This is a genomic window from Stappia indica, from assembly GCF_009789575.1.
GTDB classification, from domain to species: Bacteria; Pseudomonadota; Alphaproteobacteria; order Rhizobiales; family Stappiaceae; genus Stappia; species Stappia indica_A.
Map to the genome: position 1 here is coordinate 633,624 of NZ_CP046908.1, position 19,015 is coordinate 652,638.

The 19,015-nt window shown below is 65.9% G+C and carries 17 protein-coding genes and 1 tRNA gene; 9 read left to right on the plus strand and 9 right to left on the minus strand.

Going from position 1 to position 19,015, the window contains the following annotated elements:
* Positions 1-190: 190 nt before the first annotated feature.
* The 4 genes from tig to GH266_RS02930 all read right to left on the minus strand — a co-directional run bounded on the left by tig (position 191) and on the right by GH266_RS02930 (position 3,796).
* A complete protein-coding gene (tig, locus tag GH266_RS02915; protein WP_158192558.1) occupies positions 191-1,531 on the minus strand; it encodes a trigger factor in 1,341 nt (446 codons plus the stop codon).
* A gap of 123 nt (positions 1,532-1,654) precedes the next feature.
* Positions 1,655-1,739, minus strand: a tRNA-Leu gene (locus GH266_RS02920).
* Positions 1,740-1,865: 126 nt separating this feature from the next.
* Positions 1,866-3,392: an NAD(P)H-hydrate dehydratase gene (locus tag GH266_RS02925; protein ID WP_158196018.1), complete on the minus strand. Its 1,527-nt coding sequence runs from the start codon at positions 3,390-3,392 to the stop codon at positions 1,866-1,868.
* A complete protein-coding gene (locus GH266_RS02930; protein ID WP_158192559.1) occupies positions 3,392-3,796 on the minus strand; it encodes a VOC family protein in 405 nt (134 codons plus the stop codon). The genes GH266_RS02925 and GH266_RS02930 overlap by 1 nt, the downstream gene beginning before the upstream one ends.
* Positions 3,797-4,220: 424 nt before the next feature.
* Here GH266_RS02930 and GH266_RS02935 point away from each other — a divergent pair, with 424 nt between their 5' ends.
* Complete coding sequence (locus GH266_RS02935; protein ID WP_067218098.1) at positions 4,221-4,559, plus strand: P-II family nitrogen regulator; 339 nt, start codon at positions 4,221-4,223, stop codon at positions 4,557-4,559.
* Between the two features lie 127 nt (positions 4,560-4,686).
* On the plus strand, positions 4,687-6,096 hold the full coding sequence (gene glnA, locus GH266_RS02940) for a type I glutamate--ammonia ligase (RefSeq protein ID WP_120267688.1): 1,410 nt from the start codon (positions 4,687-4,689) through the stop codon (positions 6,094-6,096).
* Between the two features lie 97 nt (positions 6,097-6,193).
* Here glnA and GH266_RS02945 read toward each other — a convergent pair whose 3' ends face one another.
* Positions 6,194-7,018, minus strand: a complete 825-nt coding sequence (locus GH266_RS02945) for a cyclase family protein (protein ID WP_158192560.1) — start codon at positions 7,016-7,018, stop codon at positions 6,194-6,196.
* Positions 7,019-7,159: 141 nt separating this feature from the next.
* On the opposite strand from GH266_RS02945, the gene GH266_RS02950 reads away from it, so the two are divergent.
* Positions 7,160-9,058, plus strand: coding sequence for an ABC-F family ATP-binding cassette domain-containing protein (locus tag GH266_RS02950; protein WP_158192561.1), 1,899 nt, complete (start codon positions 7,160-7,162; stop codon positions 9,056-9,058).
* A 20-nt stretch (positions 9,059-9,078) separates the two neighbouring features.
* Complete coding sequence (locus GH266_RS02955; protein ID WP_158192562.1) at positions 9,079-9,777, plus strand: HAD family hydrolase; 699 nt, start codon at positions 9,079-9,081, stop codon at positions 9,775-9,777.
* A gap of 24 nt (positions 9,778-9,801) precedes the next feature.
* Here GH266_RS02955 and GH266_RS02960 read toward each other — a convergent pair whose 3' ends face one another.
* Entirely contained in the window at positions 9,802-11,214 is a 1,413-nt protein-coding gene (locus GH266_RS02960) for a GGDEF domain-containing protein (protein WP_244953868.1), read from the minus strand.
* Between the two features lie 323 nt (positions 11,215-11,537).
* Here GH266_RS02960 and GH266_RS02965 point away from each other — a divergent pair, with 323 nt between their 5' ends.
* Positions 11,538-12,323: a hypothetical protein gene (locus GH266_RS02965; RefSeq protein WP_158192564.1), complete on the plus strand. Its 786-nt coding sequence runs from the start codon at positions 11,538-11,540 to the stop codon at positions 12,321-12,323.
* A gap of 2 nt (positions 12,324-12,325) precedes the next feature.
* On the plus strand, positions 12,326-13,039 hold the full coding sequence (locus GH266_RS02970; protein ID WP_158192565.1) for a hypothetical protein: 714 nt from the start codon (positions 12,326-12,328) through the stop codon (positions 13,037-13,039).
* Positions 13,040-13,054: 15 nt separating this feature from the next.
* On the opposite strand, the gene GH266_RS02975 is transcribed toward GH266_RS02970, so the two are convergent.
* Positions 13,055-13,762 carry a class I SAM-dependent methyltransferase gene (locus GH266_RS02975; RefSeq protein WP_158192566.1) on the minus strand — a complete coding sequence of 236 codons (708 nt, stop codon included), beginning with the start codon at positions 13,760-13,762 and terminating at the stop codon, positions 13,055-13,057.
* A complete protein-coding gene (locus tag GH266_RS02980; protein WP_158192567.1) occupies positions 13,759-14,208 on the minus strand; it encodes a DNA polymerase III subunit chi in 450 nt (149 codons plus the stop codon). The genes GH266_RS02975 and GH266_RS02980 overlap by 4 nt, the downstream gene beginning before the upstream one ends.
* Positions 14,209-14,513: 305 nt before the next feature.
* Here GH266_RS02980 and GH266_RS23590 point away from each other — a divergent pair, with 305 nt between their 5' ends.
* Positions 14,514-14,636, plus strand: coding sequence for a hypothetical protein (locus GH266_RS23590; RefSeq protein WP_266102542.1), 123 nt, complete (start codon positions 14,514-14,516; stop codon positions 14,634-14,636).
* A gap of 145 nt (positions 14,637-14,781) precedes the next feature.
* Here GH266_RS23590 and GH266_RS02985 read toward each other — a convergent pair whose 3' ends face one another.
* Positions 14,782-16,290, minus strand: a complete 1,509-nt coding sequence (locus GH266_RS02985; protein ID WP_158192568.1) for a leucyl aminopeptidase — start codon at positions 16,288-16,290, stop codon at positions 14,782-14,784.
* 355 nt (positions 16,291-16,645) lie between these two features.
* Here GH266_RS02985 and lptF point away from each other — a divergent pair, with 355 nt between their 5' ends.
* A complete protein-coding gene (gene lptF, locus GH266_RS02990; protein WP_158192569.1) occupies positions 16,646-17,833 on the plus strand; it encodes an LPS export ABC transporter permease LptF in 1,188 nt (395 codons plus the stop codon).
* Entirely contained in the window at positions 17,833-18,939 is a 1,107-nt protein-coding gene (gene lptG / locus GH266_RS02995; RefSeq protein WP_158192570.1) for an LPS export ABC transporter permease LptG, read from the plus strand. Before lptF ends, lptG begins: the two co-directional genes overlap by 1 nt.
* Positions 18,940-19,015 lie beyond the last annotated feature (76 nt).

Sequence of the window (19,015 nt, forward strand, 5' to 3'; positions counted from 1 at the left end):
TCGGTCTCGGTCTTGAGTCGAAAAAAGCGACACCCATTCATAAGGGATGTCGCCTCGTATCGGAAGATAGGTGCTGACGGGTCGTGGACAAGGGTTAAAAAACGCAAGGATCAAGGCTGCCTTCCTCGCGAATCCGGCCCCGGAGGTCATCCGGGGCCGGTCCGTCAAACCGTCATGTCGGGAACGAGGATCAGCCCTCGTCCTCGTCTTCCGCCATCAGCTCGTCCTTGGTGACCGACTTGTCGGTGACCTTGGCCAGCTCGAGGATGTAGTCGACGACCTTCTCCTCGTAGATCGGCGCCTGCAGGCTGGCGAGCGCCGTCGGGTTGCTGCGGTAGAAGTCGAAGACCTGCTTCTCCTGGCCCGGGAACTGGCGAACCTTGTCGTAGAGGGCGCGCTGCACCTCTTCGTCGGTCACCTTGACCTGGTTCTGCTCGCCGACCTCGGAAAGCACCAGGCCGAGACGCACCCGGCGCTCGGCGATCTTGCGATACTCGCCGCGAGCCTCTTCCTCGGTCGTCTCTTCGTCCTCGAAGGACTTGCCGGAGCGCTGCATGTCCTGCTCGACCTGGCGCCACACGCCGTCGAACTCGGACTGCACCAGACGCTCGGGCAGATCGAACGTGTAGACCTCGTCCAGCTTGTCGAGAAGCTGACGCTTCACCTTCTGGCGGGTCATCGCGCCGTACTGGCTCTCGATCTGGCCGCGGATGATCTCCTTCAGCTTGTCGAGACCCTCGAGGCCCAGGCCCTTGGCGAAGTCGTCATCGATCTTCACCTCGCCCGGAGCCTGCACTTCCTTGACGACGATGTCGAAGGTGACGGCCTTGCCGGCCAGGTGCTTGGCCGGATAGTCCTCGGGGAAGGACACCTCGATGACCTTCTCGTCACCGGCCTTCAGACCGGCGAGCTGCTCCTCGAAGCCCGGGATGAACTGCTTGGAGCCGAGCACCAGCTGGCCGTTCTCGTCGGCACCGCCGTCGAACGGCGTGCCGTCCAGCTTGCCGAGATAGCTCATGAGGACGCGGTCGCCCTCTTCGGCCGCGCCGTCCTTGGTCTCGAACGGCTTGTTGCTGTCGGCGATCTGGGCGATCTGCTCGTCGATCTCGGCATCGGAGATCTCGACGACCGGACGCTCGATCTCGACCGTCTTGAAGTCGATCAGCTCGAACTCCGGCAGGATGTCGTAGCTCATCTTGAACGAGATGTCGGCAGATCCCGACAGGATCGCCTCGGCATCGCCGTCCGGCAGATCGATCTCGGGCTGCAGCGCCGGCTTCTCGTTGCGCTCCTCGACCGCCTTGCGGGTGGTCTCGTTCAGGAGCTCATTGAGGATCTCGGCGGTCGCCTGGCGCCCATAGAGGCGCTTCAGGTGCGCAGCCGGCACCTTGCCCGGCCGGAAGCCCTTGATCTTCACCTTGTCCTTGAGGTCGTCAAGGTACGTATCGAGGCGGCTAGCAAGCTCAGACGCCGGAATGACGACTTTCAGTTCGCGTTTCAGCCCCTCGGCCAGCGTTTCGGTTACCTGCATGGTCGTGTGCTTCGTCCTAGATCGAGAACGTCTTTCCGACTGCTCTTGTGATTGTGTGGCCCGGTTGGGCTTGCTTGACCGGATTCGCTGCCAAAACAGGAGTTCATCGCCCAAGGCCTGAGGTGGTGCGGGCGGAGGGACTTGAACCCCCACGGCTTGCGCCACCAGAACCTAAATCTGGCGTGTCTACCAGTTCCACCACGCCCGCGACGTGCCTTAAAGCGCCCGAAGTCAAGGCGCGGCCTCTATAGCACCCCGCCCGGCAGGGTCAAAGAAAAAACGGGCCTCCTGCTCAGGCTGTACAGCGCAATCTGGGATGCGCGCCCAGCCCCGCTCACGCCGTCCCGGAAAAGAACTCCGCCAGCGCCTGGCGCAGAGCCGGCTCAAGATCCTCCGCCGTCAGCGCCGGCCCTGCCAGCACGCCCGCGCGCCCGTGCAGCCACACGCCCGCACAGGCCGCATGGAAGCCGTCCAGCCCCTGCGCCAGCAGGCCGGCGACGATGCCCGACAGCACGTCGCCGGAGCCGGCCGTGGCAAGCCAGGCCGGCGCATTGTCGTTGATCGCCGCGCGCCCGTCCGGCGCTGCGACGACCGTATCCGCCCCCTTCAGAACCACGACAGCCCCGCTGGCCCTTGCTCCGGCTCGCGCCCGGGCAAGCCGCGAGCCCTCGCCGGCACTCTCCCCAAAGAGACGCGCGAACTCCCCGTCATGCGGCGTCAGCACGACATCGCCGGCCCTTGCTCCCGAACGACCCGAGATGGCACCGGCCAGTTCATCGGCCTGTCCGGAAAAGGATGTGATCACGTCGGCATCGAGCAGCACCGCCCGCTCGCCGGAAAGACAGGTCAGCGCAAGCGCCCGCGTCTCGTCCCCGACACCGGCACCCGGCCCCAGCGCAATCGCATTGAGGCGTCGGTCGGCCAACATCTCGGCAAGCCCCTCGCTCCCGCGGAAGGAGCGCACCATCACCGCCGTCAGATGGCTGGCATTGACCAGTGCGGCGGAAGGCGGCGTCGCCACGGTCACGAGCCCGGCTCCGGCCCTGAGCGCAGCACCGGCGGCCAGCCGCGCCGCGCCGGTGGACAGGGCCGGTCCCGACACCACCACCGCATGCCCACGCGCATATTTGTGCCCGTCGAGCCGCGGCGGGTGCAGCCCCGCCCCCCACAGCGCCGGATCGTTGCGCCAGGTCTTCCCCTGCTCGCCGCCGTGCACCTCGCCCAGGACAGAAGCCGGAATACCGATATCGGCGAGCTCCACCCGGCCGGCAAGCAGACGCCCCGGCAACAGCAGGTGGCCCGGTTTCAGGCGGAAGAATGTCACCGTCCGGCTGGCGCGGATTGCCGGCCCCATCGCCTCGCCGCTCGCCCCGTTCACGCCGGAGGGCAGGTCGACGGCCAGCACCGGCAGGCCAGATGCGTTCACCCGCTCGATGGCCTCGCCCGCAATACCCTCGATGGGGCGCGCGAGCCCTGCCCCGAACAGCGCGTCGATCACCACCGACGCCTGACCCGGCACACGGCCCAGTGTGTCCCGCGAAAGGATGCCGGCAGTCAGGCCAGCCGCCTGCATCTCGGAAAAGGCGAGCGCCGCATCACCCGACAACCGGTCGGGATCGCCGAGCAGCAGCAGCTCGACGCGGTAGCCGCGCTGGCGCAGCACCCTCGCGGCAACGAATCCGTCGCCGCCGTTGTTGCCGGGACCGGCCAGCACCAGGACCTGGCCGGAGTGGCCAGCCATGCGGCTGCAGGCATCGGCGACCGCCACCCCTGCGCGCCGCATCAGGTCGATTCCGGGCACCCCGCCGGCGATGGCGAGCGCATCCGCCCGCCCCATCTCGGTCGGCGTCAGGAGTTCGATCAAGCACCACCTCCGGCGATCACAACCGCCTGCGGCTCGGACAGCTCGATCAGGTTGCCGTCGGGATCGCGTATATAAACGGAGCGCAGCGGCGACTGGGCACCGGTGCGCGAAACGGGCCCCTCTTCGATCGTCACGCCCGTCTCCCTGAGCCGCGCAATCGCGGCCTCGAGCGAGGACACGAGAAAGCAGAGGTCGCCCGACCCGGCCGTCGGCTTGCGCGCGGCCGGAGAAAACTCGGCTCCCGCCTTGTGCAGGTTGATCTTCTGCGCGCCGAAATGCAGCGCCCGCCGGCCGCCGCCGAACACCACCTCCTCCATGCCCAGCACGCCGCAATAGAAGCCGACGGTCTCGTCGATATCCGCAACCGTCAGGACCAGGTGGTCGAGCGCCTCGATCCGCATCCGTATCTCCCTGTCGTTCCCAGTCTCGAAATGCGCGGCACGCTCCCGCACGGAACCGCCCGCCCGGGATCGAGTTTCGCCGATTGCCGCAGGCACGCAAGCCGGTTTCGGACGCTCAGGTGCCCGGGACTGCCTGCAGATTGGGCGAAAACGTCAGGATCTAGGCACCGTCGGGCGACCCCCTCACCCCATCAAGGTGGATTTCGCGCCCCCAGATTCGCCTATTTATTGTTCAAGCCGCACAGTATTTAATCACCTCTTCGACGCCGGACCCCGGACAGCCCGGAAAACCCTGCTGGAATTGCCCGATTTGCAGGCTCTTTTTTCGGCAAGCAAACTTGGCATGGGGCATGCTAGTCAGGGGATGGCACAGGCCCGGAACGGCCGGCATTTCGAAACCGAATGACGCGAAGTGGCGGAGGCGATGAAAAAAATCGAGGCAATTATCAAGCCGTTCAAGCTCGATGAGGTCAAGGAGGCTCTCCAGGAGGTTGGCCTTCAGGGCATCACCGTGACCGAGGCCAAGGGCTTCGGCCGCCAGAAGGGCCATACCGAGCTCTATCGCGGCGCCGAATACGTGGTCGACTTCCTTCCCAAGGTGAAGGTCGAGATCGTGCTGACCGACGACCTCGTCGACAAGGCGGTCGAGGCGATCCGCAATGCCGCCCAGACCGGGCGCATCGGCGACGGCAAGATCTTCGTCTCCACCATCGAGGAGGCCGTTCGCATCCGGACCGGCGAGACCGGCACCGACGCGATCTGAGGCTCTGGCCGGATTTCCGGCCGAAATTTCCGGGCAGCCCGGCAGGTCCCGAAGCGGACTGTCCAGGGAGGCCCATGAGCAAGAACCCTAACGGGACCTACCCCAAGGAAAACAGGGAAAATCTTAAATGACGAGCGCCAGCGACATTCTCAAGCAGATCAAGGACAAGGACATCAAGTTCGTCGACCTGCGGTTCTCCGATCCGCGCGGCAAGCTGCAGCACGTGACCATGGACGCAGGTCTGGTCGATGAGGACATGTTCGCTGAAGGCGTCGCCTTCGACGGCTCCTCCATCGCCGGCTGGAAGGCGATCAACGAGTCCGACATGACGCTCGTGCTCGACCCGGACACCGTCCATGTCGATCCGTTCTTCGCCCAGTCGACCATCTCGATCATCTGCGACATCATCGACCCGGTCTCCGGCGAGGCTTACAACCGCGACCCGCGCACGACGGCCAAGAAGGCCGAAGCCTATGTCAGCTCGCTCGGCATCGGCGACACCGTGTATGTCGGCCCGGAAGCCGAGTTCTTCATCTTCGACGACGTGCGTTTCTCGGCCGACCCGTACAACACGGGCTTCAGGATCGACAGCATGGAGCTGCCGTCGAACATGGGCTCCGAGTACGAGACGGGCAACCTCGGCCACCGTCCGCGCACCAAGGGCGGCTACTTCCCGGTTCCCCCGATCGACAGCTGCCAGGACATCCGTTCCGAGATGCTGACGGTCCTGACCGAGATGGGCGTCACCGTCGAGAAGCACCACCACGAGGTGGCGGCTGCCCAGCATGAGCTCGGCATCAAGTTCGACACGCTGACCCGCAATGCCGACAAGATGCAGATCTACAAGTACGTCGTGCACCAGGTCGCCCACGCCTACGGCAAGACCGCGACCTTCATGCCGAAGCCGGTCTTCGGCGACAACGGCACCGGCATGCACGTGCACCAGTCGATCTGGAAGGACGGCAAGCCCGTCTTCGCCGGCAACCAGTATGCGGACCTGTCGGAGAGCTGCCTGTACTACATCGGCGGCATCCTGAAGCACGCCAAGGCCCTGAACGCCTTCACCAACCCGTCGACCAACTCCTACAAGCGTCTGGTCCCGGGCTACGAGGCTCCGGTGCTGCTGGCCTACTCGTCGCGCAACCGCTCGGCCTCCTGCCGCATTCCCTTCACCTCTTCCCCGAAGGCGAAGCGCGTCGAGGTCCGCTTCCCGGATCCGGCAGCCAACCCGTATCTCGCTTTCGCGTCGATGCTGATGGCCGGCCTGGACGGCATCAAGAACAAGATCCACCCGGGCGACGCGATGGACAAGAACCTCTACGACCTGCCGCCGGAGGAACTGAAGGAAATCCCGACCGTCTGCGGTTCGCTCCGCGAGGCTCTGGAGTCGCTCGACGCCGACCGCGAGTTCCTGAAGGCCGGTGGCGTCATGGACGACGACCAGATCGACGCCTACATCGAGCTGAAGATGGAAGAGAACATGCGGTACGAGATGACCCCGCATCCGGTCGAGTACGACATGTACTACTCGGTCTGATCCGCAAGGCTCCGGCCAAGCGATCTTCCGCAAAGACAGGAAACCCCCGGCGTCATCCGCCGGGGGTTTTTCGTTTCTCGCGTAGCACGAAGGCCGATCAGACCAGCGCGAACACCCGGCTCGGGCCACCCGTCGCGCCCTTGATCTTCGGCGCACCGACGACCAGTGTCGCCCCCGTTGCCGGCACCTCGTCGAGGCCGGCAAGGCATTCCAGCCCCCAGCGACCGGACGGCAGCCAGGTGTAGTGCGTGTCGAAGGTCCTGGAGGCGCCGTGGTCGAGAGACAGCGTGTCGACGGCGATGCCGACCACCCCCTTCTCCATCAGGTAGAGGCAGGCCTCCTTGGAAAAGCCGGGGAAGTGCATGGCGCCCTCGGCATCGGCATTGCGATACCGCTCGCTCGCCACATGCTGCGCCCAGCCGGAATTCATCGCGACGCAGCCTCCCGCCGGCACATCGCCATGCGTCGCCTCGAACGCCTTGAGATCGTCGACCGAGAGCTGGTGATCGGGATCGGCCGCCGCCTTCTCGCGAATGTCGACGACCGCCAGCGGGACGATCAGCTGGTCCATGGGGATCTCGTCCGCCCCGACCCCGTCTGCTGAAAAGTGCAGAGGTGCATCGAGATGCGTGCCGGTGTGCTCGTCGAGATGCCACTGGTACATGTTGAAGCCGTCCTTGGAGAACTCCGCGGTCCGCTCCATCCGCAGCTGCGGCTTGCCGAAGAAGGTGGGGAAATCCTCGCCCAGCGCATGGGTCAGATCGACGGCGCGGGTGAACGAGACATCGGCCGCATGGGCCGCGCGCGGCGGCGGAAAGGCGGCGAAGACGGCGGCTCCCGCCGTCGTCCCCACAAGTCCCTTGAGCAAGCCGCGGCGGCTCAGCCGGCGGGCAACGACTTCCTGGCATCCTGGAACGCACATGACTGTTTCCCCTCTTCTGGAACAGATCGCATTCCATCCTAGGCTGCGTGCGCGCCGGCCCGCAATCGGCCTTTCGCCGGGCTTGCCTGGCGACTGCCCACCCTCTTGCGCCGCCTCGCATTTCCGGCCATTGATCCGCCCATGCTGCAGATCACAGACCTCACCTACAGGATTGCCGGACGCACGCTTCTCGAGCGGGCGAGCGTCATGCTGCCCTCGGGCGCCAAGACCGGCTTCATCGGCCGCAACGGCGCCGGCAAGTCCACACTCTTCCGCCTGATCACCGGCGATAGCGCGCCCGAAAGCGGCGAGATCCGCGTGCCCAAGGGCCTGCGCATCGGCCAGGTGGCGCAGGAGGCGCCGGGCACCGAGCAGACGCTGGTGGAGGTGGTGCTGGCCGCCGATACCGAGCGCGCCAGCCTGCTGGAGGAGGCGGAGACAGCGACGGACCCGCTGCGCATCGCCGAGATCCACACCCGCCTTGCCGATATCGACGCCCACACGGCGGAAGCGCGGGCGGCCCGCATCCTTGCCGGTCTCGGCTTCGATGCCGAGGCGCAGGCCCGCCCCTGCTCGTCCTTTTCCGGCGGCTGGCGCATGCGCGTCGCGCTGGCGGCCGTGCTGTTCTCCGAGCCGGACCTGCTGCTGCTCGACGAGCCGACCAACTATCTCGACCTGGAAGGCACGCTCTGGCTGGAAAGCTACATTGCCCGCTACCCGCACCAGGTGCTGCTGATCAGCCACGACCGCGACCTGCTCAATAAGGCGGTCGATTCCATCGTCCATCTCGACCAGCTCAAGCTGACCTTCTATCGCGGCGGTTACGACAGTTTCGACCGCCAGCGCCGCGAGTCGCTGCTGCTGCAGGAGAAGAACCGCGAGAAGCAGGAAGCCCAGCGCAAGCACATGCAGGCTTTCGTCGACCGCTTCCGCGCCAAGGCGACCAAGGCACGCCAGGCACAGTCGCGGCTGAAGATGCTGGAGAAGATGGAGCCCATCGCCGCGGTGGTGGAAACCGACGCGCTGCCGATCTCCTTTCCCGATCCGGACGGGCGCCTCGCCCCGCCGATCATCCGGCTGGAAAACGTCGCCGTCGGCTATGGCGACACGACCATCCTGTCGCGGCTGTCGCTCAACATCGACAATGACGACCGCATTGCCCTGCTCGGCTCCAACGGCAACGGCAAGTCGACCTTCGCCAAGCTGATCGCCGGGCGGCTGGAGCGCCAGTCCGGCGAGATCACCAAGGCCGCCAAGCTGAAGGTCGCCTTCTTCGCCCAGCACCAGCTCGACGAGCTGATGCCGGCGGAAAGCCCGGTCGCGCATGTGCGCCGGCTGATGCCGGATGCGCCGGAGGCCAAGGTGCGCGCCCGCGTCGCCCGTTTCGGCCTGCCGACGAGCCGGATGGAGACCCCGGCGCGTGACCTGTCGGGCGGCGAGAAGGCGCGCCTGCTGCTCGGCCTTGCCACCTTCGAGGGGCCGCACCTGTTGATCCTCGACGAGCCGACGAACCATCTCGACATCGAGAGCCGCGAAGCGCTGATCCACGCGGTCAACGAGTTCGACGGCGCAGTGATCCTGATCTCGCACGACCGCCATCTGGTCGAGGCCTGCGCCGACCGGCTCTGGCTTGTCGCGGATGGCGGCGTGCGCAGTTTCGACGGCGACATGGAGGACTATCGCCGCCTGGTCCTGCAGAAGGACAAGGGCGAGCGGAACAACGGCCGGGAAGCGGCGAAGAACGCTGCAGCGACCGAGACCGAGGACGATCGCACGGCCCAGGAAAAGCGCCGCGAGGCCGCCGACCGGCGTGCCCGGCAGGCACCGCTGCGCAAGGAAATCCAGGTGGCGGAAAAGGAGATCGCGCGCCTTCAGGAGAAGATCGGCAAGCTCGACGTGGCTCTCGCCGATCCGGACTTCTTCCGCAAGGATGCGGAGCGGGCGACGAAGTTCGCCAAGGAGCGCGCGTACCTGGAAAAGAAGCTGGTGCGTACCGAAGAGCAGTGGCTGGAGCTCTCGGCGGAACTGGAAGGCGGCTGAAGCCCGCACGAGGAGGCACAATGGCGACGCTGACGACCATCGGCTTCGATGCCGACGACACGCTCTGGCACAACGAGCGCAATTTCCGCCTGACGGAAGAGCGCTTCACCGACCTGCTCGCCGACTACAGCGACAGGGACAACCTGACGGAGCGCCTGCTGGCGGCGGAGCGGCGCAACCTGCGCCTCTACGGCTATGGGGTGAAGGGCTTCACCCTGTCGATGATCGAGACGGCCATCGAGGTCACGGAAGGAAAGGCCCCCGCCTCGGTGATCGGCGAGATCCTGGACGCCGGCCGCAACATGCTTTCCCATCCCGTGGAGCCGCTTCCCCACGTGGAAGAGACGCTGCAGGCCTTGAAAGGCAATTTCCGTCTTGTGCTGATCACCAAGGGCGACCTGTTCGACCAGGAGCGCAAGGTGGCCGAATCCGGGCTCGGCGACCATTTCGATGCGGTCGAGATCGTGCCGGAAAAGACCGCCGAGACCTACCGCACGCTGTTCTCGCGCCATGGCGACGGCGCGGCCCGGGCGATGATGGTCGGCAACTCGCTGAAGTCGGACGTCGTGCCGGCGCTCGATGCCGGCAGCCATGGCGTCCATGTACCCTACGAGATCACCTGGGCGCTGGAACACGCCGACATGCCGGCTGGCCGCGACCGCTTTCACCAGGTGGCGCATCTGGGAGAGTTGCAGACGCTGCTTTCGCGATTGAGGTGATCGGACGAGACCGGCACACCGCAGCTAGCTGCCCTGCCCGTCCCCGGCCGGCTCCATCTGCGGATGATATTCCAGCGCCCGGAACTTGCCCTCGGCCTTGGCCCGGTACATCGCCACATCCGCCCGCCGCATCAGCTCTGCCGGATCGATCGGCTCGCGGGTCGAGGCATGCCCGATACTTGCCGTAACCTGCAATTGGTAGCGCCCGACGGTAAAGGGAAGCGAAAAGGCCTCGATGACCTGCTGCGCCAGCACGTCCGGTGGCGTGTCATGGATCTGTGCCAACGCGAACTCGTCGCCGCCGAGCCGGCCGGCCGCGACGAAGTGATTGCCGAAGCCCGCGAGCCGCACCGCCACAGCGGCGATCAGCAGATCGCCGACGGCATGCCCCCATGTGTCGTTGACCTGCTTGAAGCCGTCGAGGTCCAGCATGTGCAGAGCCAGCGGACGTGAGGGAGAGGCCTCCGCCGCCAGCTTTTCGAGCACCTCGAGAAAGCCGCTGCGGTTGAGCGTGCCCGTCAGCGTGTCGCGCTTGGCCTCGTATTCGGCGGCAGCCGCGATTCGGCGCAAGCGCAGCGATTCGATAAAGCCGGCCGCCAGCACCATGAGGAAGAACACGACCAGCGTCGCACCGGCCAGGACCAGCAGCGAGCGATGGCTTTCGAACGCCTGGTCGCCCGGCCTCCGGCTCGGCCAGGTGAGATAGCCGAGGACCCGGCCGGAGGGGTCCTCCAACGCGAGATTGAGCTTGTCGCCCGCTCTTGTGGGAGCAAGCGCGAGTCCTGCGATCTGGTAGTCGCTGGCGATGGCCGAGATGGTCTCCTCGTCGATCGCCTTGAACAGGAACAGGATGGGCGCGTCGGCGACAGGCCCCGCGAAAGGCTGGATCGTCATGGCAGCCGTGGAAACGATCTCCCCGCCCATCGACATGAAGGCCGTGACCGGCACGTGGATGGCCTGCGCACGCCTCGCCTGCTCGGCAATCAACCGACCCACTTCGCCAGAGGGAGAGAAAGGCGCCCCCTTTTCATAGGCGGCGATCACCGTCAGATCGGGGCGGAACACGACCAGGCCGTCGTAGAGCGGATAGTTCGCGGTCGGGTCGCCCCAGGTCTGGCGGATCCAGTCCACGCCCTTTCTGGAGCGTACCGCTGCATACCCCTCGTCCCACAAGGAGTTGTCGCGCACCACCATAGACAGGCCGCGCTCGAGCGTCGCGACCGCAGCCGCTGCAGCGGAAACCGCGCGCTGGTCGTCGATCTCGTTCGCCGTATGCCGCATGGAGAGAACCACATGCGACACGATGAGCACCAGCCCCAGGGCAACGGCAAGGAAGAGGCCGGTCGCTGCCGAAATCGACCAGATCTGGCCGCGGGTAACCAGTGGACGGGTGTCCGACTGCGGCAACGCACCGCCTCGAGCCTTGTCCTGTCCCATTATGCTCAATCCACCTCCCGCGATCTACGCCGTCCACCGAAATCATTTCACGCCCCTCCGGGCGCCCACTGCCAACCGAACGCCCGAGCGAACCCGATGGTTCGCTCGTCCAAGCCTTTCTCCTTAACTTGATTCATACGCTCAGGCACTTGATCCTTGGTGCTGTCGCAAAAGCGCCGGCTTGCTCGCATCCTTGAAGGACGAGGCAATGGGCGCGGCAAACGGTCGGCATGCCCGGCTCAACGCCTGGCAAGAGCCTTCCCTGGACACAATCCCTGGATGTATCTACCGTTGCCCGATCGAAAAAAGCGGGCGGATAGCTCATGGGGGACCGGGAAAGGCCGTCGTTCGAGTTCGGCACAACCAACAATCTGCTTTGGCTTTCGGGATCTTCCGGCGAGCGGGACGTCCCGCCGGACCCGCCCAAGGACCGAGATCTTGCCCGCTCGCTGCTCGACGCGTGTCTTGTCGCGGTTCCGCTGGCGCTCGGATATTTCGCCGGGATTGCCTATCTCGATGCCTATCTGAGCGCCTTTTCGATCTCCATTCACGAGGTCGACGCGCCGCTCGCCACGATCGTCGCCCACTCCTACACCGTCTTCACGCATGCGGGCTTTCTCTGGAAGCTGGCGGTTGTCCTGTTGGTGCTTATGGGCGGTGCCGTTGTCTTGTGGCAAGTCAGGCAGAGGCAGCTCGTTTCAAGCGGCTTCCCGATGCACTTCCTGGTCGCAGGAGCCGTGCTCGTTGCCAGCCTGACCGTGTTCATCGCGATCAAGACAAGCGCCGAAGAAACGGCAAGAATAGCCGCCCAACGCGTGTGGCACGAGGCCAACGCGATCGTCATTCCTCGAAGTTCATTGGCGTTGCTGGAGAACAGGCTGAGCGTGCAGCAGCGGCTGCGCCTTTCCCGGTGTCTGGATCAGGCCACCATCAAACATGTGCTTGCAACGCCCGAGCGGTCCTTCGCCCTTTGCGTCATCGCGAAAGAGGGCTTCCTGCTGTCCCATGTCGTAGCCTCGGACCGCTATCTCCCCATAAGACGCCTCAATCCCTGTGCGGATGACGCGTGGCACGACATGCCGTTCTGCAACCGCGAACCCGGAGGTTAGCCGTGAAAGCCGCCACAGTCGCAGCCGCTATCGCCGTCCTGTCCGCCTTGTCGATTGCCGGTGCCCAGGACATGGACACGGCGACCCACCTTTCCTGGCAAGAATTGAAGGTCGCGATGGTGAAGTCCGCAGCGGCCGACGACGCCATCGTCTTCGCCACCGCCACCCCCTTCGGTCACGGAGTGCGAAAGGACGGCGACAATCCGCTTGGCGAGGTCACGCCTATCCAGGGCACCCTCGATGTCTCGTTCCGGCCCTGCGGAGCGAAGGATGCGGAGGTCATCCCGGCAAACAGCATCCTGCCGACGGCCGAAGTCTGCGCCTCGTTACCCGGCACCTCGCAGCCCAGCCTCCAGGCGCGGCACTGGGTCTACAGCCCCGATCTCGAAGGTTTCAGGATCGCCGACCCGGACGATGCACAGCAACCGGGCGCAACGGCTTTCGTGAAATGTCACGATCTGCCCAGCGCGTTGCTGGTTGTCGCAGGCAAGACGCAAAACGGCGAGGAAGCCATTGCCGGCCCCTCCGAGGCTTTGGCAAGTCTGGACGTGCAAGCCGACAAGCAGGCCGCGATCCCGGACGAGACCCTATCGACCCTTTCTCAATGCGATGCAGCCTCGGAATTCTGGACCTTCGATGCGTCCGCCAGGCAGCTCGCGAGCGATAACATGATCCAGATCCTGGGTGTCTCGCGGGATCGCCCGCGCGTCATGTAATAGCCGGGGTTCGCTTCACCCCACCCGCAGCCAGACGTCGCGGACATGCGCAATGACGCGCTCCCCCTTGCGGATATCGTAGGGGTGGTGCTCGATGCGCTGCAGTCCGAGCGATGAAAAGCGGCCCAGTTCGGACGGTGCAAGCGGCCAGGGCGGCCCGTCGGGCGTGCTGCCTTCGGGTGCTGTGCGTGTCAGCACCAGGAGCCTGCCGCCCGGCGCAACGAGGGAGGCGACGGCGGCAAAGGCCCGCTCGCGCAGATCGCCGGAGAGTGCCTGCAGCGTGTAGCACTCGTGCACGAGATCGAAACGGCCGAGCCAGTCCGCCGGCAGGTCGAACAGGTCGGCGGCACGGTAGTCGACAGCACTTTGCGGGAAGCGCTGCCGCGCCCACGCCACCGCCTTTGGCGACAGGTCGAAACCGGTGGTGCGATAGCCGGCCTGCGCCAGCGCCTCGGCATTGTCGCCGAGCCCGCAGCCGACATCGACGGCCAGCTGCCCATCGCCCGGATGCGCCGCCAGCCAGTCGACCAGCTCCGCCTTGGGAGCCAGGTCCGCCCAGGGCACGGCCGCCGCATCATCCCCGGCCGTCTCGTAGACCGCATCGAACCAGGCCGAGCGGTCCTCACGCTTGCCGCCCTTGGCGCCGAACAGCCCGTCGAGCCGCTCGCGCGCCGCATCCCGCCGGTCCATGAAACCCGCCTTGTCGGGCTTGTCCCCGCTCATGCCTTCTTCTCCCATCGGCCCGCTTCGTTCTGCTGCCAATAGGTGATGTCGTGCCCTGCCTCCTTCATCGCCTTCCAGTGCCGCCGGGCGTCGGCGACCGCGTCCGGATCCTGTCCGTCGAACAGGAAGACCCCGCGCTGATAGGGAGTGAGGTCCGGCGGAGCAGCCCGGTCGACGAGAAAGCGCACCACCGCGCCGTTCGGGTTCTCCTCGCCATCGGTCAGGTAGACCGGCTGCGCCTCGCCATGCCCGTCGGCGGCCGTACCGTGCGGCAGGAAGGCGTCGTCGCGATAGGTCCAAAGCCACGAATCGAGCGCCTCGCAGCGCTCGCGCGAGCCGGCCTGCACGACGCAGCGCCAGCCCCTGCCAAGACAGGTTTCCAGCAGCCCGGGCAGCGCCTGCTCCAGCGGCTGGCGGGTCAGATGGTAGAAAAGAACCTCGCTCATTCCGCCCCCCGCTTGTGCAGTGCGGCAGTCCTGCAACAGCCTCGATGCGAAGTGCCGTCGGGTGAGAAACGGGCTTTGATTTGCCAATGATTCACGATTAACGGTTTCCCAACTTCGGCCCGGCAGAGTGACGACCGGGCTGGACCCGGCCGATTCGGCAAATGCTTCGCGCCACGCGCTGATCCTTCAAACGTCCTGTGGTTGCCGTCACAACGGCCTCGGCAGGATCAGGATAGCTTGAGCCAGGCGCAAGCGACTGCCGGACGGTAGAGCCGTCACCGCGCCGGGGCAACGGGAGACATTCGATGGCTGTGCGGATTGCTTTGTTTTTCGGTCTCGTGCTCGGTCTCGCCGGTGTGACCACGGCAATGGGAACCGTGGTGGTGGAGCCGACCGGCGGCGCCTGCGAATCCTACAAGACCTGCTGAAGACACTCCGCCCCTGCGGCACCGCAAACGGTGCCGCCTGACGGACGGAACGAAATAACCCGCCACCAGGCGGGTTTTTTGTTGTTCGCGGACCTGGATACGACGGCGAGGCTACGGATCCCTCCGCAGCCTCGGCCGGTATGCATCAGCCCTCGTAGTGGTCGCGCACGAGGCGGTCGAGCAGCCGCACGCCGAAGCCGGAAGCCCAGCCCTTGCTGAGATCGGTCTTCGGGCTGCCCATGGCGGTGCCGGCAACGTCGATATGCACCCACGGCACATCGTTGACGAAGCGCTGGAGGAATTGGGCGGCCGTGATCGAACCCGCCGAGCGGCCGCCGGTGTTCTTCATGTCGGCGTTCGGCGTGTCGATCAGCTTGTCGTAGTCCTTCGACAGCGGCAGGCGCCAGACCTTCTCGTCCGTGGCAAGGCCGGCCTCGGCAAGACGCGCGGCCAGTTCGTCGTCGTTGGAGAAGATGCCGGCATGATGGCTGCCGAGCGCGATGATGATCGCACCGGTCAGCGTTGCCAGGTTGATCATGAAGGCCGGCTTGAACCGGTCCTGCGTGTACCAGAGCGCATCCGCCAGAACGAGACGGCCTTCCGCATCGGTGTTGATGATCTCGATGGTCGCGCCCGACATGGCCGTGACGATATCGCCCGGCCGCTGCGCCTTGCCGTCCGGCATGTTCTCCACGAGGCCGATGACGCCGATGACGTTGACCTTGGCCTTGCGGGCCGCCAGCGCGTGCATCAGGCCGGTGACGGCCGCCGCCCCGCCCATGTCGCCCTTCATGTCCTCCATCGAGGCCGCCGGCTTGATCGAGATGCCGCCGGTGTCGAAGACCACGCCCTTGCCGATGAAGGCGAGCGGGGCCGCGTCCTTCTTGCCGCCGTTCCAGCGCATGATCACCAGGCGCGGCGGGCTCTCCGAGCCCTGTGCCACGCCGAGCAGCGCGTTCATCTTGAGCTTCTTCATCGCCTTCTCGTCGAGGATCTCGATCTCGACGCCGAGCTTGGAGAGCTCGCTGGCGCGGTTGGCGAATTCAACGGTGGTCAGCACGTTGGCCGGTTCGTTGACGAGGTCCCGGGCGAGCAGCGTGCCGTCGCTCACCGCATCGGCGTCGGCCCAGGCCTTCTTCGCCGCCTTGGCATCTTCGAGCAGCAGCGACACCTTGACCGAACCGGTCGCCTCCTCGTCGTCGCCCTTGCGGCTCTTGTAGCGGTCGAAGACATAGGCGCGCAGCTTCATGCCCATCGCGAAGGCCGCTGCGTGGCCGGCATCCACCGCGCCTGCCGGCGTCTCCAGCAGCACATCGGCCGACTTGGCCTTCCCGAGCTTGCCCATCACGGTGCCGCCGAGCGCCGCCCAGTCGTTGTCGCCGAGCCCGGCAACCTCATCGGCCTTGCCGAGGCCGACAACCAGCAGCCGGTCGACGCCAAGGCCCGCCGGCGCGAGAAGATCGAGCACCGTCTTCGACTTGCCGGAAAAGCCGGCGGTCTCTGCCGCGCGACGGATCAGGTCCAGCGCCCCTTCGCCAAGGCCGGCCGCGGTAGCGCCGGTTGCCAGCTTGTCGTCGACGAGGATGACGGCGACGCCCTTGTGCGGAGCGTCGGGTTTTGCGAAGGAGATCTTGGGGAGCAAGGGGAACCTCATCTCTGGCAGGATTGGAGGAGATCCAGGGCGGTTTGCCAGACTTGCGACAGCCGCAGATTCGCTGCGCGCCGTGTCAGCCAGACGGGCGTACCCGCCCGGAATATCCTGATCCGTCTAGAATGGTGCCTGTTTTCCCGCTCGGCAAGCGCCCTTGCCGCCTTGCCGGTCCAGTTAATCTCCGGTTAACCCTTTTTCTTCTCGGAGTATTTACCTAAACTGCGGCCTAATCGGATGCGACCGGCGCCCGGCCGGCCGACGACGACGCGGGCCGGACCTGCCGCCCCGCCCCCGAAGGCTCTCTGGCAGCCGACGATTTTCTGGCGCAAGCCCGGTGGGCTGACCGAACACGGACCTGATGACGACCTTCGAGCGGTATGTTTTCCGGCGCCTTGCCGCCGTCTTCCTGGTGACGCTCACGGCACTGGCCGGCGTCGTCTGGGCGACGCAGGCCCTGCGTCAGCTCGACCTGGTCACCGCCAAGGGCCAGACCATCGTCCAGTTCATCGGCATGACCATGCTGGCCATGCCGTTTCTGGCGCTCGCCATCGCCCCCTTCGCGCTGCTGATCGCCATGCTGGTGGTGCTCAACACCCTGTCGAACGACAGCGAGCTCATCGTCATCAATGCGTCCGGCGCCTCGCGCTCCGTGCTGCTGCGGCCGATTCTCGTCTTCGCCGCCGTCATCAGCCTGTTCTGCGCCTCGCTGTCGCTGCTCTTCGCTCCCGCCGGTCTTGCCTCGCTGCGCGACGAGATCACCCAGGTGCGTGTCGATCTGGTCGCCAACATCGTCCGCCCAGGCCGCTTCATCGGCATCGAGGACGGGCTGACCTTCCACATCCGCAACCGCGGCGGCGACGGCCAGCTCGAAGGCCTGTTGATGCACGACGAGCGCGCCGAGGACATCGTCTTCACCTATGAGGCGGCGCGCGGGCAGATCGTCGAGGCCGCCGACCGCACCCTGCTGGTGATGCAGGACGGCACGATCCAGCGCCGTACCCGCGCCACGGGCAGCCTCTCAATCGTCCGCTTCCAATCCTATGCCTTCGACCTGTCGAGCATGGTTCCGACCGACACCGTCGCCACCTACAAGGCCAGCGAACGCTCCACACTGGCCCTGCTCGCCCCCGACCCGGACGACGTCTACGCGACCGAGAACCGCAACCGCCTGACCGCAGAGCTGCATGACCGGCTGAGCCAGCCGCTCTACCCCATAGCCTTCGCGCTCATCGTCTTCCTGTTCGCCGGCGAGCCCAAGACCACCCGCCAGAACCGCCATGCGGCGACCCTGACCGCCCTCGTCCTTGCCATCCTGCTGCGCACGGCGGGCTTCGGCATCCTGACGCTGGTGCCGGGCCTGCCCGTCGCGCGCTTTGCGCTCTACCTGCTGCCGCTGGCCACCATCGTGCTGGTCGGCTGGATGGTCGCCATCGGCCGCAAGCCGCGCTGGATCAACGCTCTTGCCGCCCTCAGCGAGCGGATCGGCGAGCGGATCGAGGGCATTGTCGCCCGGCTGCAGGGCCACCAGCAGGGCGGGCCCGCCTGATGCTCGCCTCGCTCCGCTCCGGCCATACGCTCGCCGTCTATTTCGCGCTGCGCTTCGTGGCCTCGATTCTCGGCCTCTTCCTGCTGGCCGCCGTGCTGATCTTCATCTTCGACGCGCTCGAGCTTCTGCGCCGGGCGAGCGATCAGGACGGGGCAAGCCTTGCCCGCATCGGCGCGATCTCGCTGCTGCGCGTGCCGCAGCTGATGGAACAGGTCCTGCCCTTCGCCGTGCTCTTCGGCGCGATTGCCGCGTTTCTCGGCCTCAGCCGCAAGCTGGAGCTCGTCGTGGCGCGCGCGGCCGGTGTGTCGGTCTGGCAGTTCACCGCCCCCGCGCTCATCGTCGGCATTGCCATCGGCATCGGCGCGGTGCTGCTCTACAATCCCCTCGCCGTCACCCTTCGCACGCAGTCGGACGAACTCGCCTCCGGTCTCTTCGGCCGCGAGCAGAACTTCCTGCTGCAGACCACGGGCGACATCTGGCTGCGCCAGGACGGCCAGGACGGGGAATCGGTCCTGCACGCCAAGCAGATCCTCAACTCCGGAGAACGGCTGCTCGGGGTGACTATGTTCACCTTCGACCGCAAAGGCAGTTTCGTGGAGCGGATCGAGGCGAGCGAGGCGACGCTCGGCGAGAAGACCTGGCGCCTGTCGGAGGCCACGGTCTACTCGACCCAGGGCGATCCGCAGACCCATGAGAGCTATAACGTCTCCACATACCTCACCCCGACGGAGGTGCGCGAGAGCATCGCGGCACCCGAATCCATCGGATTCTGGGACCTTCCGCGTGTGATCGAATTGTCACAGAGAGCCGGTTTGCCCGCGTATCGTTATTCGCTTCAATATCAGACACTTCTGGCAAGACCCGCACTTTTGGCCGCGATGGTGCTGATTGCCGCCTGTGTTTCCCTGAGGGTTTCGAGGATGGGGGGTATCGGCCGCCTGATTCTGGGTGGAATCCTCGCCGGGTTCGTGCTTTACGTTCTGTCGGAGCTCGGCAAGGACCTGGGCGGTGCGGGAATCGTGCCTCCTTTCATCGCCGCGTGGGCACCTGGAGTGTTTGGAGTCTTGATGGGGATCACGATCCTCCTGCACCTGGAGGACGGCTGATGGTTTCGGCCGTTTCATCAGGCATGGCCGATCGGCAGAACCGCCCGTCCCGCGCTGATCGGGTGGGCGCATCCCC